The sequence below is a fragment of the Aureliella helgolandensis genome, assembly GCF_007752135.1.
Taxonomy (GTDB): Bacteria; Planctomycetota; Planctomycetia; order Pirellulales; family Pirellulaceae; genus Aureliella; species Aureliella helgolandensis.
This window is the reverse complement of sequence record NZ_CP036298.1, coordinates 1799569-1817792: the sequence shown is the minus strand read 5'-3', so window position 1 is coordinate 1817792 and position 18224 is coordinate 1799569. Positions and strand designations below refer to the sequence as shown.

Sequence of the window (18224 nt, the reverse complement as noted above, 5' to 3'; positions counted from 1 at the left end):
TTGACGCGAACGACTCAAGTAGCAAAATTCGCCACAAGCCGCTCGGATCAATCTCCTCCTGCCAGCACAATAACGTGCCGCCTCCAGGGGAATACTTGATCCACATAACGTCGTCAATATTTATTTTCGGCAGGTCGTGGTAAAAGATCCGGATTATTCCGCCAAGTTAAGCTAAATAGTTTGTGCCGGTTGTGAGGGTTGTAATGCTAGCAGTGAAGGGCTTCGCTATTTCCTCACCACTTCGCATAAAGGTGGAATGGGATTGGTGGACCCCAGCAACTGTAAAATCGTGACACTCGCAAACGCCCGCTCCGTCGCTTCATAGGCGCGATCCAGCTCAGCATGCAATGGACACAGCTGCGTATGCGAGACCAATCCCAAAGGACATTCGCGAATGCGCTCTAAAGGGGCCACGGCATTCACTACGTCGAGGAGGCGAATGCGATCTGGAGGCTGGGCCAACTCATACCCCCCTCCAGGACCAGGGCGTGAAGCCACCAGACCGGCAGCTGCTAAGTCCTGCAGCACTCGACTTAAATACCTACGGGGAACCTTCGTCTTCTCCGCTAGGAGGTCTGCCGACATTGAATGCCCGGAACCTCCGTCCCCCATACAGGTTACCGCACGTAAGGCGTATTCGGCTGTCTTCGATAACATCTCACCTTCCTCAAACTCATTTCTAATGCACTTTTGTGCCCAGCTCGCCACGCTCTAGTACGCTCGCATTCCGCTAGATCTCGACCGCAAATGCTGACGACTTCAATTCTACACGTTGACATGCACAATTGAAATAAGTAACCTGTGCTTAGGGGAACAAAACAATAGGCGTCGGGCATCCTTGAGTATCCGAGCCCGGCGGGGGGTCTGCCCCACAGGATAACAGACTCTCCCGCCTCGCGTTATCCTCACATCTTAGTTAGCCCCCCACAGCACCCTGCACTTCAATCCTATCGTTGGCAACGGATTTATTTTTGGAGAGTCGTAGAAGATGAAACGGCAACCACCCCCTTGGCTCCACCGCGCTCCTATACTCGTGGCTTTGGTCGCAATTCTATCTCCATCCATCGTTGCAGCCCAGGTTGGATTCGAAGGGCCACCAATTGACTACCTCAAGGCGGAGGTGCACGACCCAATTGCGACCCTGGCTGAGGAGCTGGCGTCAGGGAAGAAGCACTTAGAACATGATTCCGAACATGGATATTTGAAGTCGGTGTTGGAGGCCCTAACCGTACCGCTGAGCTCTCAAGTGCTGGTGTTCTCCAAAACGAGTTTGCAGCTGCACCGCATTTCGCCACGGCGGCCACGCGCCATCTATTTCAACGACGATACCTATGTCGGTTGGTGCCAACGCGGCGATGTGATCGAGTTTGCGACCACCGATCCCATGCAGGGGGCAATCTTCTATTCCCTAAGCCAGGATCCCGAGTTGCCTCCCAAATTTGAGCGTGATCGCGGGCAATGCCTAACCTGCCATGCGACCAGTCGCACCCAAAACATTCCAGGTTTCTTCGTGCGCAGCGTGTTTGCCGATAGCGCGGGACAACCGTTGTTGGGTAGCGGCACCTACACGACCGATGCCACCAGCCCCTTTGATGAGCGCTGGGGAGGCTGGTACGTGACCGGCGAACACGGGACCATGCGGCACATGGGAAATCAGACCTACACCGAGGAAAACAATCGCAACGCTTCACGCGAACCCGGTGCCAACCTCACCTCTCTGGAGGACCTTGTCGTCACCGAGCCCTATCTGACTCCCCACAGCGATCTCGTCGCCCTGATGGTGCTTGAACACCAGACTCAGATGCACAATGCTATTGCAGCAGCCAATTACGAAACCCGGCTAGCCCTCCACCAGTCCTACCAAATGAACGAGTTGCTCGGAAGAGAGCCGGGGCACGTGAGCGATAGTGCAGAACGGCGCATTAACGCGGCTACCGAAAAAGTGATCAAGCACTTGCTCTTTTACGATGAGTTTCAACTGACCAGTCCCATCAGCGGGTCGAGTTCCTACAGCGCTGAGTTTTCAGCCCAAGGGCCCCACGATTCCCAGGGCAGGTCGCTCCGGCAACTCGATCTCACCACCCGATTGCTCAAATACCCATGCAGCTACTTGATCTACTCGCCTGCCTTCGACACTCTGCCTGACATGGTGCGTTCGAGAGTTGTCTCCCGCTTGCATGGCATTTTGTCAGGAGAGATCCAGGACGCGGACTATGAGTACCTCCCCACAAGCACACGCCACGAAATCCTCGAAATCCTCACCGCGACCAAACCGGAGTTTGCTCAGTGGGCTCAGAACGTCGCAACCCCCTAACGGGTTATTGGAATAGTACCCCGCTGCGTGACGGGCTGTTGAAATAGTACCCCGCTGCGTGAGCAAGGAAAGATAACCTCCGCTACAAGTCAATTAAGGATACTACCTCCGCATTAAAATTCAAATTGCGATTAAATCAACTGTCCGGTGAGCATCGACATGGCGCGTAGCAAGACAAAATTCACCGCTGCGGATGCGGGGCAGTCACACCAGCAATCCACCACGACGGCACAATTCAACCACACTCGATGAAGGAACCCCTACGATGTCAACACTCGCACAGCCCGGCACTGCAATCGACGTTGGTCCCTTAGGAGCTGCATTTGCAGAAGCCAGCCCCGGCATCCTCCTGAAGACGGACGCCATGAAGGTCCGCCGCTTGATAATATCCAAGGGGAAGGAAATCCCAGAACACAAGGCTACCGGCGAAATCACCGTGCACTGCATCGAAGGCAATGTATTGTTTCATTGCCTCGGTAACTCGATTGAGCTCACCGCCGGAAAACTGCTCTATTTGCCAGCTGGTGAATTGCATGCGGTCACCGCCCGCGAGAATTCTACCCTGTTGGTAACGATGCTGTCAGCAAATTGAGTCTCGCGCACTTTAGGGAGAATTCTTAACGCACTTCTCCATGCGATTGCTTTTCTTTTAGCAGTGCTTTCAACTCGCGGACCCTTTCTGGTTGCTCCGCGTAGAGGTTGTAATGCTGCCCAACATCGGTCGCAAGGTCGTTCAGCAGGCCGGGTTCTTGGTTGGCTGAATATTCAAATTCTTGGTCGAACCAAGCTGGCACAGCAGAGCTATTGCCGCTGGGGCCATCGACGAGCAGCCAAGAGCCACGGCGAATTGCATACAACTTTGCAAAGGTATTGTGGACGATGGAATCTCTCGCACTTTCTCCTCCCTGCCATAGTGAGAGTTGATTGTAACTGTCGTCCGCCTGCCCTGCGGGCAAGGAAATGTCCAAGATCGCAGCTAGCGTGCCCATGATATCGACTTGACTCATCAAGCCGGCAGAGACGCTACCCGCGGTAACGTGCTGTGGCCAGCGAACAATGAACGGGACGCGATGCCCGCCTTCCCAAACGTCCCGCTTGAGGCCTCGGAGGGGACCAGTACTGTGGTGGCCATAATTCTTGATGCGATCATAGGCATAGCGTTCAGGGCCGTTGTCGGCAGTGAAAATAACCAGGGTGTTGTCGGTGAAACCGTAGTCATCGAGTGCTTTGAGGACCTGACCGGCATGGTCATCGCTCTGCGCCACGAAATCTCCAAACCCGCCAGCTTCGGTCTTCCCTTGCCACTGTGCGGCTGGCACGATCGGCGCGTGCGGCGAAGTCCATGGCCAGTATAAAAAGAACGGCTGCTCATTCCCCTGCTGCTGCTCCAGCCAGTGAACAACTTTATCGGTCAACGTCGGCATGACTTCGTCTTGCCGCCAACCGGCCACCATCGGACCAGGCCTTCCCTCAGGACTGCCTTCGGAGGGCGCCGGATTGGGAACGTAGGGGACGGTCGGGGGCACCACAACTCGATCATTTTCGATCCAGGTGTAGGGTGGAAAATTTGGGACGTCATCTCCGAAGTAGTAGTCAAACCCATGATCCAGTGGCCCATCCGGTATCGCCTTGTGCCAGTCAAACGCGTCGGCTCCCCAAGTCTTGCGGCCCCCAGACTCCACCATTTGTGCATCGGGCTTCCGAATCGCTTTCCAATCAAACCCAAGGTGCCACTTGCCGATGCAGGCCGTCGTGTATCCCTGCCCCTTGAGCATCTCGGGAAGGGTCAGTCGCTCGGCAGCAAAGACCGATTCTCCCCAAGCGTTGACAATGCCGTGGAACTTGCGCCAGTGGTATCGGCCGGAAAGTAGAGCATAACGGCTCGGAGTGCATATACCTGAGGAAGAGTGAGCATCGGTAAATCGCATCCCTTGACTCGCTAGCCGATCGAGATGCGGTGTCGGAATTTTTGAATCCGGGTTCTGGACCGCCAAGTCTCCATACCCCATGTCATCCGCATAGATAATGACAATATTGGGGCGTTCGGCAGACAGCGCGGCGGAACTCAAGCACCCCAGGACGACGACACACGATATCCTAAAATTGAGCATGAAATTTGTCCTGATAGGTTGAGGAAGAGCCGGGCACCGTCGCCGCGTTTGCCGGGACACCGGGGAGTAGACCGAGGGGACATCCACCCGGTGAAACGCCCGCCCGATGCCGTCCCATGTGCCGTCCCAACGCAGGCCTGCAGAGATGGAGAACGCGCAGCGTCCCCGCTGTACGTCTCTTCAACTGCGGCGGTAGCGATGCTGCGCCGCCCGCCAAGTTGTGAAGTGCAGTATACCCGCTGCCGCTCATGCAGGGGGCTCATATGCAAACAGCCAGTTCTGAGAAAGTCAGCCCACAGCAGAGAACGGTAGGGCAGAGCAGGGCAGGAAAGGGGACCTGTTCAGCAGAACCAGACAGGCAGAAACAATCCAGCAAAAACAGTTCAGCAGAACTAGGCGGGCAGAAGCAGCTCAGGCGAACCGAGGCATCTGGCCACCACAGCGTCCATGCCTAGGGCGTGGCCAACGCCGCCGTATTGCCGGGCATGGGCAGCCGACTCAACAACCAGAACTGAGGAGAAAAGTGCAGTTTGTCGCTCTTCTTTTCCAATTGAGTGTTGATTTTCCCAGCCAACTTTCCATTCAAGTCGGCTAGTTTTTCGTCGACAACGCCCCGCATGCTGTTCCCGAGAAACTTAGCCGTATCACCGCCAATCTGGCTGACGCGACGTACCCGATAATGCGTCAGTTCGACATGCGCGCGGTCGATGTGTGGCTTGATGACGATGTCGGGCGGAAGCCGCAGAATGTTCATCTGAAACTCGACAGTTCCGTCTAACGTCAAACGGCAGTTTGCATCGGCATTGGCACTGATGCTAACCAGTTGCACATCGCGCACCCATTGGCTGAGGCGTCCGAAGATATCGAGCTGGCAGTCGACGGTTACCCCGAAAGCGATCTTGCCGTCCGGGAGCGTTTCCAGTCGGTGGAACTGCACTTGAACCGTCTGATCGGGGTCGACCAATTCAATCGAGTAGCGTGTCCAGGTCCCAGCATTGACCATCTTCTTCTTGCGTTTCGTCTCAATACGCAGGCCTTCGCGCCAGATCTTGATGCCGTCCCAAACCTCCTTCTGCTGGTTCCACTTACGATCATCTTCGTAGGTCTCAGGAAGATTGTCGTGGATCATCCGGTTGAGCCAAGCCAAGAGCTCGGGGGTGGCCAACGGACCGGCTTCGCTAGCACTCGCTGTCGTGACCGCGTCCTCGAGCAGCACGCGCTGTGCGGATGTAGCAGGTTGAGCAACTGCAGGAGGCGGAGAGCTACTTGCAGCCGGAGGAACGGTCTGGGCTCGACTGAGACCTGCTTGCGGTCCCAGCGCGACGAGGATCGCCACTGAGACAATAGCTTTTCGACAACCGGACATGCGTGTTTCCGTACCAGGACCTAGAATTCCACGCAGCAGCATACCATTCCGGTGAAATGGACCGAAACGTCAATCTGCATTTATTCTGCAGGAGCATCCTGGCCCAAGGGCTGCCAATCGAACCCTAGACCAGGCCCGTCAAGCAGCTCGGTCGGAATCGTTCCATAACGCACTCGGAACATGGGCGCGTATTGCTCCATATAGGCCGCGTTGCCAGCCGGAGCGTACTGCCGACCGTTCCCTTCGATGGCGGCCACACGAGGAATATGGCTGGCCACACTCGCCGAGTGAAGGAACGAGCCGCCTATGCAAGTCAAATCCTGAACGCAGGTGAACATGTTGTAGTGGGCCCCAGCAGCCCCCATGATCATGCACTCTGAATGGCCCTTGCAGGCTTTCAACGCAAGCCCTGTGTATCCTCGCTGGCGAGCCAATTTCAGGCTCTCTGCATCGATCAGCGATTCGTCGATTACCACGGGGCGGAGACGGGCAATGCGGTGAACCGTCATCTCCGTCCGCGTCTTCAAATCGCGTGGCGTGGGCTGTTCAATATATTGCAAACGCGTGTAGGAGAGGTTGCATAGACGTTCGATCCGCTCCAGCAAATCCAGCACATAGTCCTCGTTGGGACATTGCTCATTGAAGTCAAAGGAGAGCTTCCAATTCCGCTCCTGCGACACCTGTTCACAGATGCGCGTCACTTCAACAATCCGCCCGACGTCCCAGTCGATGTTGTTCCCATCGAGCTTGATCTTGAGGTGCGTAATGCCGTCGGTTTCTAACCACTTCTCCAGGGTTTCTGGCCATCCATCATCCAAGCGTGTCTTGAGGTCGGCATCGCTGAGCGGATCCAGGGCTCCCACCAAGTGGTAGAGCGGCATTGTGGGACGCGGTTTGGGAGAGAGGTATTCCCCCGGGTACTTGCCGACAAACTCCTCCCCGAGATAAGCGCTCAGATCCTCATTCAGGAACTCGCTGGTCATGCACTGATAAACGCTCTGGTTGACTGAGCGGCCGAACGCATCATGCACGGCCGCTTCCAAGGGACTGGCAGCTACCATGGCGGCCAATTGCGGAATTCCCTCCGCAATCTTGTATTCAGCGACCATTTCCGCAGAAATTTTATCTCGCAACAGGCCGATTTGATGCGTGATTTGCAGTGGGTCCCCCGAGAGCGAAGCTTCCTCAACCCGCAGCGCCAGACGCCTCGCGAGCTCCAGCATCAGCTTGAGAGTGACTTTACCTGGGATCTTACTGGGCCAAGCCCAGATATTCCCCATCGTCATCTCACCGATCCCAATGGTCTTTTTGCGACCGCTCCCGCTCGTTACCGAAATTTCTGTTCGCAGTACACACACATCTTCGACGACTCGACCGCCGAACTTCATAGGCTGACGGTAAACGAAGTTTCGAGTGCTATTGGAGACCGTCTTGAGGCTGATATCCGTGGATTTGCCCATCGGCTTCGTTTTCCTTATTCCTGTTCGTGGCGCGATCGTGGTGTAGACTGCACAAATGGTGCCCTAGGGTAGCATAACACGCCCGTCGGTGGCAGGCGGCAAGGCATTGCCGCCATTTCGGGACCGGCTACACGAGTCCCTTACGCACGGCCCAAACCGCTGCTTGGGTACGATCGGAAACGCCAATCTTTCGCAAGATGTGCTGCACGTGCTCCTTAACCGTCTCGTAGCTAATTCCCAATGCGAGAGCAATCTCCTTGTTGGTCAGGCCATTGGCCAACTGCCGTAGCACTTCGCTCTCGCGTTGCGTCAATGGCACTTCCACATCGGAAACGACCCGAGGCGTGGCCAAAGCACCCGTCACGCGCCGCAATTCTTCCCGTGTCCAGGCAGCTTCTCCGCGAACGGCCGCCTGAATCGCGCTAATCAAACGCTCAGGTGTGTCATCTTTTAAGACATATCCCGCCGCTCCCAAAGCAACCGCCCGAGCCACGTAGGTCGGATTGTCGTACGTCGAAAAGAGCACAACCGGCATCTCCGGGTAGTCGAGCTTGATTCGGCCCAGAATGTTCAACCCATCTCCGCCCGGCATGCGGACGTCCAACAAAACACAGTCGGGTTTGTTGTTGAGCAAGATCTGCAACACTTCCTCACCAGTCGTTGCCTCAGCAGCAACTTCGATCCCACTGCCTTCCAAAATGTTGCGCAAGCCGAGTCGTACAACTTGGTGGTCGTCAGCGACTAACAAAGAAATCGTCATGTGATGTCTCGCGATAAGTAATTGGATTGGAAAGCCCAACTGGCGTCGGAGCCATTTCCGAATCGGTCAATTCTTCCCAGATTGCTCACCCCCCAAGCCATCTGGGGGTATCCCAAATTTTATTAGGTGGGGCGGGAGCACCAAAAGGTGGTACTCTCATGCTGACAATTTAGTTGCTTTCGCGATGTTCGTAAACCTCCTCCCGCGTCACAATCCCGTCTTTATCTTGGTCGAACCCCTCAAAATCGACTCGATCCCCCAAAAACTCACGGCGACTCAACTGTCCGTCACCGTCGACATCAGTGGCTGCAAACCAGTCCTGCGCCCCTCCAACCTCCCCGTCTGGGCCGACGGAACCACTAGCGTTTGAGGGGAAAATCTCTTCCATCTGCAATCGCTGGTCGGTCCTCTGCAGCAGCAAGGAGACGACCAACGGAAGCTCGTCCGGCGTTACGCTGCCGTCTCCATTTCGGTCCATGGCTGCAATGCCATCGACAGCCGAGTCGACCTCTCCAGCAGTCACCGTGCCATTTCCATCCAAGTCAATTAGGTAGAACCAGGGGGTCGCCGCGAGCTCCCAGCGGACCGATATCCGCGCACCATGCCTCACCGCTATCCAATTCCAAACCTCGCGAAACTCTTGGTCGGAGAGCAGACCATCTTCATCCTCATCCGCCAGGTCGAGGGCACCGGATTGCAACTGCAATTGCCTAGTGAGTTGCTCACGGAGCTGGGAATTGGTCCCTGCCATGCCCATCAGAGCTCGCAATTGCGCTCGCTGGGCCAGAGAAAACGCATCTTCAACCTGCACGGAAACCACCAAACCTGGCATCAATAGAACTCCCCCCTCTCGGTTGGAATGCCATTGAATCTCCGCTCGCGGAACCTCAGCGGTTACTCGAGATTTGGCAGGTTTCAATGCTGCAGTCATATTCGATTCCGCAGACATGGCAGACATGGCAGTGGAGAGATGTGCTGCGGCATCGGCGTCTACGCTCAGTGCATCGTAGAATTCTGCGGTAGGGAATTTTCCGTACACCTTGACGTCGGGCACCACATCAGCGAACCCCTCTAGCTCATTCCGATTTAGCTGTAAATCGCCGTCCACGTCGAGAGATTCCCACCGATCTGAACTCCAGGTGGGCCACTGGTCCCGAGCAATCGAGTTGAGAAAGGTGAAGTTGCGCAACAGATCCTTGGCGAGCTTGCGTTTCAGTGTTCGCGTGCGATCATCCTGCTCCCGGGCGTCTTGCTCCGCCGAACTGCTACTGGCAAAGCTCGTGGGCGCGATCTCATCCAGGATGACGGAAGTCGTCCGTTGTAGCATGCCACGCGTGGGCCGCATGGAACTCACGCCATCGGCCGGCCGCTTCAAAACCTCAGCCCGAGAGAGTAAGCCATCACCGTTCTGATCGTAGCGCCAAATTTCATCCGCCATCCTATCCAGTTCTTGCCGATCGAGCGCATTGTCGCGATTCGGATCCAGGTTGCCCCACGGCGATTCTCCCACCGCGAGATCAGGGCTCTGGCCATGGTCCGCAATCTGCAGAGGACTAGTCCGCGATAATCCACGCGAAAGAAATGGCAGGAGTTCCTCCAGCGTCGCCAGTCCATCCTGGTCGGAATCGTACATTCCAATGAGCTGCTCGCGCTGAGATTCGCCAGCCAGTAGATTGCCGATCCAGCCAGATTTCACCCATCGATTTTCTAACAAATCGGTCCACGACAGATCCATCGACTGCTCACCGAGCAAGCGTCCCGCGACTCCCTCAAGAACCGCCTGGGTCTGCTCCTCGAGGGACAGCTCCTCAATTTGCAGTGACAGGTCGAGCACCCTGGGCCCGCGTTCGACGAGACCAATGATACGCCGCGTGGACCAAGTGCCCTTGGAAGGCACTTCCACCTGCTGCTCTTCCACAGACGGCTCTTCCACAGACGGCTCTTCAACGGGCGGTGAATCGGCAGTCGCAAAACTGGTTGCTGGAGCGAGAGGAGTGGTCGTTTCAATCTCCTCCGGCGGCTGGACCGTCTCCGGCGCCTTGGAGCGAGAGGGGCCTGCCGGGCACCCCGCTAACAGGAGGCAGCCAAAAATCGCAAGCATCCTCCCATAGGCTGCCAGGCAAGCAAAACAACTCCCTAGGTGATCGCGAACATCTATTCCCCGAAGTCGTCCAATCCCCACGGTCTTCCAGCCCGCTCGATTGCGTCTCCGAACTGACCGGCATTCACGACCGCCTCGCGGGACTCGCGTCCACACACGCAATTCATTTTGGACCCGTGAGTTTTCCGATGCCATGTTCACTTTCCTCAGCGAGCAATAGGTGAATGCTTACCACGCAGAGCAGCTCGAACCGCCAGACACCAGTCTTCTGCATGCCAAACGGGAACTCTGGTGATTCTCATTGCGCGAGCTCTCTATCCGCCGATTTCTCCGACTTGTTCCGTAGTCAGCCACTGCAATTGGGGAGACGCGCACGCCTGGCGCGGCCCTCCCTCTCACCACGCGCCGCCACCCTCGGACCTGTTGCGAATCACCGGTTACCGAATCGCTGCGGTCTCCCACGGAACCAGTACCGCCTTTCGCTCTTGGGCAGTACCTTCCTCAATGTGTTTCCACTCGAGATCTTCCCATCCAAGATGTTCACCATCCGAGATGTTCACAGTGCAACCTTTCAGTAGTACGCGAGCCTCGACGCTGCTACCCGATACCTGATACCCGATACGTAGCAGCATGGTCCACTTCGCTTCCTCCGATAGCCATCCGTAGCCGCTCTGCCAAAGCTTGCGCACCTGAGGCTACATTCGTGGAACAAAAGGGTAACATTCTTTCTGCGGTTCGAGGCACATGAACAGCCGCCAGAGAAAACACGCGCAGTGACCTCTGCAATGCGTTTTTCTAGACCACTGCCGCCACGGCACGACCGCAACCGCTTTGACAACTCAATAATCCAGTGAGCAAGCCAGGAATATTTGCTGCTTCAGCGCAATTCGACCAGTTCCATTCGACGCGCGGTCACCACATTGAAATTGTACTGGCAATCCAATTAACGAGCCTGGTGAGCTAAGGTGTCATGGCAAATTCGGTGGAATTTAGCAGGGCCCATAAGAGGTCGGATTGCCAAGCCTTCACCGCATCCGGCTTCAATGGCAGTGCGACAGCATCTTGGATGCCGGAGCCAGCCCCCTGCCCAGCAGCCTCTTCCTGGCTGTCGTCGGCCGCATCGTTTCCATGGGCGGCCGGTGCGCGTCCCATCACCTCGGAGAAAACCGCAACCTCCTCTGCACTTGGCAGCCGGCTGAGCGTTGTCAGGAACAACCATTGCAATTGTTTTTGACCGTTCAAATGGGGGCCCTCCAAAGCTTTGAGCAAGCGGCTGGAGTTCTCGCGGGAAATACGATCCCAAAGGCTCCCGTTCAGGGTTACCAACGCGTTGATAATCCCCAGCTTAGCTTCGCTCTCGTCTCCCCGAAGTTGCCCCAACTGCCTCTGAAGCAGGAGAGTCGTCCCCCCGCCTGGCTCAAAGAGCTGCCTCGACACTTGGTTCAACGCCATTGACAACTGGGCTTGCGTCAACGGCTTGACAGTCATGCTGGCATAGCTCGCCTCCGGCGGCACACCGCTCGGGTGACGACTCGATCGACTGTACGCCGCGGTCTTGGCCAATACGCTGAACAGGTCGCGGAGGTCGTATCCCGTGCTGGCAAAATACTCGGACAATTCTCTGAGCAACTCTGGGTGTGAAGCAATTTCCAAACTTCGCATATCATCGATCGGTTCGACCAGACCGCGTCCAAACAACAGCGACCAGACCCGATTCACGGTGGCACGCGCTAAAAAGGGATTTTCGCGAGCGGTAAGCCACAGCGTGAGCTGCTGCCGTCGCGAGCCGGTACCAATCCCACTAAATCCGGTTTGCACCAAGGGTTTCGGAGCAACGACCTGTTCCGTATCAGGTAGCGAGACCTCCCCCACCGCGACATCAGCGACCGAGACACCGCTGCGCATCGCAGCACCGGAGTCAGTGGATAACTGTGCGAAGTAAGCGGCAAAGCCCCAGAAATCTTGTTGCGTCCAGTCGTCGAAAGGGTGGTCATGGCATTCGGCACAATCGAGTTGCACCCCCATGAAAACCCGAGCCGTCTTGCTCGCAATCCGGCTTGGATCGCCTCCGAGAGCGACAAAGAAGCCGGTGGGACCGCTCTCGGTCGGCCCGCTGGAAACCAACAAATCGGCAACCAGTCGATCGTAACGCAAGTTCTCTTCAAATCGTTGCGCAAGCCATGCTTCGAGACCGAAAGGTTGAGGCTGAAATGGAGCGGCGCCGTCCTCGGCCGGAAGAAGCCAGCTGGACCAGACTCGTGCCAGATGTGCCGCCGAGGCGGGGGAGTCCAAAAGGCGTTCGACAACTTGGATGCGTTTTTTCGGCCCCTGGTCCTCCAAGAAGTCAAGGACATCCGCTCCGGTGGGCAATTCGCCCGTCAAATCCAAATAAACGCGTCGCAAAAACTCCGCATCTTCGCACTTCGGGGCCGCCTCCCAACCGATTGACTGCAGGTGCTCCTTGAGCAAGTCGTCAACCCGCGAGCTCATCGCCACGCTCCGCTCCATTTGCGTGTCCTTGCCCACAATCTCACTGGGGTTGTCTGCTGCCCATGAAACAGGGAGCAAGCCGCCCAAGATCAAGAGCCATGCAGCTGCGGGCCTGCCCAGGAAGTTGGTGGATACAATGCTCCTCAACATGGCCATAGACTCCCACTCCCATCACTTCGCAACGAATGTAGCAACCAGTGCACCACTCTCATCGCGATCCAGTATACCCCTTGGGAAAGCAAACTTCCTAGGCTCCTTGGGAAAACCGGCTGCGAATCGCTTGCTAACTGGCTACACTATGGGGCGACGCGTCGCCCCCGACGAACCCCATGACGCGGCACTCATCTCTCTTCAGACTCCATCATGTCAGGCTCGCACATGCTGCCCCCCCCATCCTGCCTTCGCGCATTGCTAATCGTGCTCTTAGCTGCAGTCAACCTACAAGCACGCGACCTGCAAGTTCTTTTTCTAGGCGATCAAGGGCACCATAACCCACAAGGTCTGTCTGCGGCTCTGACGCCCCCGTTGGCTGCAGAGGGAATCCACATCACATACACCGAGAATTTATCCGATCTCAACCTAGCGAACTTGAAGAATTACGACGGACTGTTGGTGTATGCCAACATCGACGAATTGCCACCTGAACAGGAGGCTGCATTGCTGACGTACGTGGCTGAGGGGGGCGGTTTCATACCACTCCACTGCGCTTCCTACTGCTTTCGCAATTCGGCCCCGGTCGTGGATCTAATCGGTGCCCAATTTTCCCAACACGGTGGCGAAAGCTTTGCGACGGAAATCGTTCAGCCATCCCATCCCATCATGGAGGGTTTCAGTGGGTTCTCCAGCTGGGACGAAACTTATGTGCACACGAAGCACAATGAACGCAACCGCGTTGTGCTTGAAGTTCGCAAACAGGGGGTCCAGGCGGAAGGCAAAGATGCCGAACCGTGGACTTGGGTGCGCACCCATGGTGGAGGAAGAGTTTTCTACACAGCCTGGGGCCACGATACGCGGACCTGGAGTCACCCTGGGTTTCAAAACTTGCTGATGCGTGGTATCCGCTGGGCGTGCGGAGACGATCCACGCCTCGTTGCCGACTATCGCGACACGCAGCGATTCGACGCGCCCCAGATGCAGGCAGGCCAAACCGACGTTGCACCGTTTGAATACGACGAAGTTGGCCCCAAGATCCCCAATTATCTATCCGGTGAAAGATGGGGCACGCAAGGCGAAATCTTGAGCAAGATGCAGCGTCCACTGCCTCCAGAAGAGTCGATAAAACACTTTGTCATGCCAGTCGATTTCCACCTGGAACTGTTCGTCTCCGAACCTGACATTCAAGGCAAACCGATCGCCATGAACTGGGATGAGCAGGGGCGTCTGTGGATTTGTGAAACCGTCGACTACCCCAACGAACTCGTCCCGCCCGAACAAGGGCGTGACCGAATTCGCGTCTGTGAAGATACCGATGGAGACGGACGTGCAGATAAGTTTACGGTGTTCGCCGAACAGTTGAGCATCCCCACATCCCTTGAATTCGCGCAGGGTGGCGTGATCGTTCAAGCCGGCGTGCAAACCCTCTTTCTACGAGACAATGATGGAGATGGAAAAGCGGATCAACGCCAGGTCTTAATTTCGGGCTGGGAGCTGGGCGACACGCATGGCGGCGTTAGCAATTTCATGTATGGCCTGGACAACCGCTACTGGGCCATGCAAGGGTACAACAACTCCAAACCCAAGTTTGCCGGCGGTACGCACCCTGGATTCCGGCAGGGGCCATTCAATTTTACGGTTGCCGGGACTGAACAGCCGGAAGTGACCAACGTCGAATTTGTGCGTTCGACCACCAACAACAGCTGGGGCTTGGGAATCAGCGAAGAGGGCTTGATCTTTGCGTCCACCGCGAATCGCGCACCAAGCTTTTTTGTTCCAGTTCCGAACCGCTACTACGAACGCGTGCGTGGTTGGACTCCGTCTCTGCTGGCCGATGAAATCTCTGCCGACCACCTATTCGATCCCATTACCGACAAAGTGCGGCAAGTCGATCAGCACGGCGGTTACACCGCGGGTGCCGGCCATGCACTGTACACCGCCCGGAACTACCCGCAGAGCTGGTGGAATCGCGTCGCATTCGTGGCGGGACCTACGGGGCACTTGGTTGGGACGTTTGTCCTCAACCGGCGAGGCGCTAGCTTCGAAGATGCCAACACTTTTAACCTAGTTGCTAGCGATGATGAATGGTCCGCTCCCATCATGGCGGAAGTCGGTCCAGACGGCAATGTCTGGATCATTGACTGGTACAACTATATTGTGCAACACAATCCTACGCCTCAAGGCTTCCAAACCGGTCGCGGCAATGCCTACGAATCGGACCTGCGGGATAAAACCCATGGACGCATCTATCGACTGGTCTACGACGGCTCTGCCGGAGAACCACAAGCGGTTGCATTTCCAAAGCTCAACCAGCAACACCCGGAGGAACTCGTCGCTGCATTACAACACCCCAATCGACTCTGGCGCCGCCACGCACAACGTCTGCTCGTCGAACGCGGTGAGTTAGATGTCGTTCCTGCCCTGACAGAACTGTTGCAGGATGAAAGTGTCGATACTACTGGCAACAATCCTGGAGCCATTCACGCCTTGTGGACCCTACACGGCCTGGGGGCTTTAGCGAATCCCTCCAGCACAAGTGCTGCAGCAGTCCGCGCTGCATTGAATCATCCCGCTGCCGGCGTGCGTCGCAATGCAGCACTCGTATTACCAGCAAACGAATCGTCGGTCACCGCACTTGCTGCCGCAGCTCTATTGCAGGACACAGACGCTCAGGTGCAACTCGGAGCTCTGATGGCTTTGGCGGACATGCCGGCAAGTAGCCAAGCGGGCCCAATGCTCGCAGAGCTGGCTTTGGACCGCAAAACTCAAGAGGATCGTTACCTGCATGAGGCAACCATTTGCGCAGCAGCCATGCATGCCGAGCCCTTTCTCGCATCCATACTGGCCCAGCCAGCACAACCGTTTGCGGCACCAATTCTGCGAGTTGTCGCGGAACACATCTCGCGTTCTGGTATTGACCAATCGGGCGTTGAGCACTTACTCAGCGCCTTGGCCGCCGCCGAGGGAGGCAGCCGCGGACCGGTCGTGACCGGCCTCGCAGTCGGCTGGCCCAAGGACAGCACCATTTCACTGTCGGAACAAGGCGAAGAGACATTGGCAGCCCTCCTCGAGGACTCGGCGACCGATCAACTGGGCCCCTTGTTGCGGCTTGGGAAAGCTTGGGGAAGCAGGAAGACCGCCGGCTACGCAGAGCAGTTGGCCGAAACCTTGCTGACCCAAGTCGAGGACTCCCAGGCAAGCAATCGCCAACGCATTGCAGCGGCCATAGAGTTGATCGCGATGGACTCGGAAGATCCTCAGACCGTAACTCAATTAATTGAACTGGTGACTCCTCAAGTCCCGCCTCCTGTCGCCAGTGGGCTAGTGCGAGCCCTAGGAGATTCAACAGCCAACAACGTTGCCGAAGAACTATTGGCGGCTTGGCCATCGATGACTCCAGGCCTTCGCAGTGACGTGGTGGCCATGCTCGTCACCCGCCCCCAAACCACTCGTGAACTGCTGGCCGGTATTCAATCAGGAGTCGTCTCCGTTAGCGATCTATCGCTCGACCAACGACTTTCACTCAGCGAGCATCCCGACCGGCGACTACGCGCCCAAGCAGTTAAACTCTTTGAATCAGCGGGTGGAGCGATCGATGCGGATCGCCAAAAAGTCATCGAACGATTCGCGGAGGCAACTCATGCAACCGGCAATCCTGCCGCTGGTAAACAACTGTTTGTCAAAAATTGCTCAGCCTGCCACAAGCACTCTGGTGAAGGGAATGAAATCGGGCCCGACCTAACCGGCATGGCCGTGCACCCTAAGGAAGAGTTGCTTATTCACATTTTGGATCCGAGTCGCAGTGTGGAAGGAAATTTCCGTCGCTACACACTGCTGACCGCCGAGGGACAAGTCCTGAGCGGCATGTTGGCTGCAGAATCCCTGGCTGCCGTAGAGTTGATTGATGCGGAAGGGAAACGCAAGTCCATTTCCCGAGAAGACATTGAGGAAATCAAGTCGACCAAGCTCTCGCTAATGCCAGCTGGGTTTGAAGAGCAGATGTCGATAGCGCAGATGACCGACTTGCTGGAGTTCCTGACTAGCAAAGGACGTTTTGTGCCTTTGCCCCTGGCCAGCGTGGCTTCAGCCGTCAGCACCAAGGGACTATTCGAACCAAGAGACAACGGCCCCGACCGCATGGTTTTCAGCGATTGGAGTCCGAAGGAGTTTCAAGGGGTGCCGTTTCAACTAGTTGACCCGCAAGGCAAGCGGGTTCCGAACATCGTCTTGCTCCATGGCCCCAACGGAACACTTCCTCCCAAAATGCCCAAGCAAGTCACCCTCCCCTGCAACATGAGCCTCAAGCAATTGCACCTACTCAGTGGCGTCAGCGGCTGGGGATTCCCCTACAGCAACCGCAAATCGGTCTCAATGATTGTTCGCTTTCACTATGCCGACGGAGAAACGGAGGAGCATCCGCTAATCAATGGAGTGCATTTTGCTGACTACATTCGACGCGTGGATGTGCCAGAGTCGCAATTCGCCTTCCCCCTCGGTAACCAGCAGGTGCGTTACCTAGCCATTTCCCCTAAGCGGAACCAGCCCATTGCCTCAGTCGATCTCGTCAAAGGCGATGATGCTTCAGCACCGATCATCATGGCCATTACCGCAGAGCAGGCTGGCGATTACCAATAGACGGAAAGAGTTGCGATATCTCCGCAGCTCCAGGACTGTGGCTTGCCGAGGCAGTCACACTTCTGGTTCCTGTGGAGGATTTCCAAGGACAGCAAACAAAGGAAAATCCGCCGCACAGCCCCCTCCTCAATCCCCCCCGCCGCACAGCGCCCTGCCAAAATCGCAACCCGCCACGTAACGGGCTGTTGAAATAGTAACCCGCCGCGTGAGCAAGGAAAGATAACCTCCGCTACAAGCCAACTAAGGATTCCACCTCCGCATTAAAACTCAAATTGCGATTAAATCAACAGCCCGGTCAGCAAGGAAAAGTGCCACCTCTACAAAGCGACTGAAGACGCGACCATCACGGCAAAACAGCCCCCTCCCCAATCACCCCCGCTACACAGCGCCCTGCCAAAATCGCAACCCGCCACGTAACGGGCTGTTGAAATATTAGCCCGCCGCGTCAGCAAGGATAGGTGGTCTCCACTACAGGGCGGTTAGGGGTGCAACCTGCACGTTAAAACTCAAGACGCTATTAAATCAACAGCCCGGTGAGCAAGGAAAGATAACCTCCGCTACAAAGCGACTGAGGACGCTACCTACACGGGAAACATAAAGACGCTCTTAAATCCACAGTCTGACAAGCCCCTGGGAAAAGCTCCCAGAGACCACCAAGTCACGTGGCCGGAGCGCACTTACACGGCGGATTTGCCACTTCGACCGGCGACTACATACTGGCCGCCGAGGAGCCGCAGGCAGGCTGCACTCCTGTTGCAACGGGTACACCACCAGGCAGTTGTGGAAAAACGCTTTTGCCCGGCAATAATTCAGCCAAAGCCCCTTGACCGATCT

Annotated in this window: 11 protein-coding genes; 3 read left to right on the top strand and 8 right to left on the bottom strand. The window is 56.4% G+C overall.

Translation table 11 applies throughout. The features are described 5' to 3' along the window. Positions 1–225: 225 nt before the first annotated feature. Positions 226–657, bottom strand: a complete 432-nt coding sequence (locus Q31a_RS06470; protein WP_145075678.1) for an RrF2 family transcriptional regulator — start codon at positions 655–657, stop codon at positions 226–228. A gap of 331 nt (positions 658–988) precedes the next feature. Between Q31a_RS06470 and Q31a_RS06465 the strand changes: the two genes are divergently transcribed. Both Q31a_RS06465 and Q31a_RS06460 read left to right on the top strand, forming a co-directional pair. Next, positions 989–2314: a hypothetical protein gene (locus Q31a_RS06465; RefSeq protein WP_145075675.1), complete on the top strand. Its 1326-nt coding sequence runs from the start codon at positions 989–991 to the stop codon at positions 2312–2314. A gap of 265 nt (positions 2315–2579) precedes the next feature. Next, the gene (locus tag Q31a_RS06460) at positions 2580–2906 is read left to right on the top strand and encodes a cupin domain-containing protein (RefSeq protein WP_145075672.1); all 327 of its coding nucleotides are present in this window, start codon (positions 2580–2582) and stop codon (positions 2904–2906) included. A 25-nt stretch (positions 2907–2931) separates the two neighbouring features. On the opposite strand, the gene Q31a_RS06455 is transcribed toward Q31a_RS06460, so the two are convergent. From Q31a_RS06455 to Q31a_RS06425, 7 genes are all read right to left on the bottom strand, one after another. Beyond that, positions 2932–4425 carry a sulfatase family protein gene (locus Q31a_RS06455; RefSeq protein WP_145075669.1) on the bottom strand — a complete coding sequence of 498 codons (1494 nt, stop codon included), beginning with the start codon at positions 4423–4425 and terminating at the stop codon, positions 2932–2934. 451 nt (positions 4426–4876) lie between these two features. Continuing rightward, on the bottom strand, positions 4877–5791 hold the full coding sequence (locus Q31a_RS06450; RefSeq protein ID WP_145075666.1) for a hypothetical protein: 915 nt from the start codon (positions 5789–5791) through the stop codon (positions 4877–4879). Positions 5792–5871: 80 nt separating this feature from the next. Next, on the bottom strand, positions 5872–7251 hold the full coding sequence (locus tag Q31a_RS06445) for a mandelate racemase/muconate lactonizing enzyme family protein (protein WP_145075663.1): 1380 nt from the start codon (positions 7249–7251) through the stop codon (positions 5872–5874). 127 nt (positions 7252–7378) lie between these two features. Next, the gene (locus Q31a_RS06440; protein ID WP_145075661.1) at positions 7379–8011 is read right to left on the bottom strand and encodes a response regulator; all 633 of its coding nucleotides are present in this window, start codon (positions 8009–8011) and stop codon (positions 7379–7381) included. Positions 8012–8180: 169 nt separating this feature from the next. Next, the gene (locus Q31a_RS06435; protein WP_145075659.1) at positions 8181–10307 is read right to left on the bottom strand and encodes a hypothetical protein; all 2127 of its coding nucleotides are present in this window, start codon (positions 10305–10307) and stop codon (positions 8181–8183) included. 242 nt (positions 10308–10549) lie between these two features. Further along, complete coding sequence (locus Q31a_RS06430) at positions 10550–10744, bottom strand: hypothetical protein (RefSeq protein ID WP_145075655.1); 195 nt, start codon at positions 10742–10744, stop codon at positions 10550–10552. 328 nt (positions 10745–11072) lie between these two features. Beyond that, entirely contained in the window at positions 11073–12752 is a 1680-nt protein-coding gene (locus tag Q31a_RS06425; RefSeq protein WP_197356318.1) for a DUF1549 domain-containing protein, read from the bottom strand. 213 nt (positions 12753–12965) lie between these two features. On the opposite strand from Q31a_RS06425, the gene Q31a_RS06420 reads away from it, so the two are divergent. Continuing rightward, on the top strand, positions 12966–17390 hold the full coding sequence (locus tag Q31a_RS06420; protein ID WP_231691090.1) for a PVC-type heme-binding CxxCH protein: 4425 nt from the start codon (positions 12966–12968) through the stop codon (positions 17388–17390). Positions 17391–18224 lie beyond the last annotated feature (834 nt).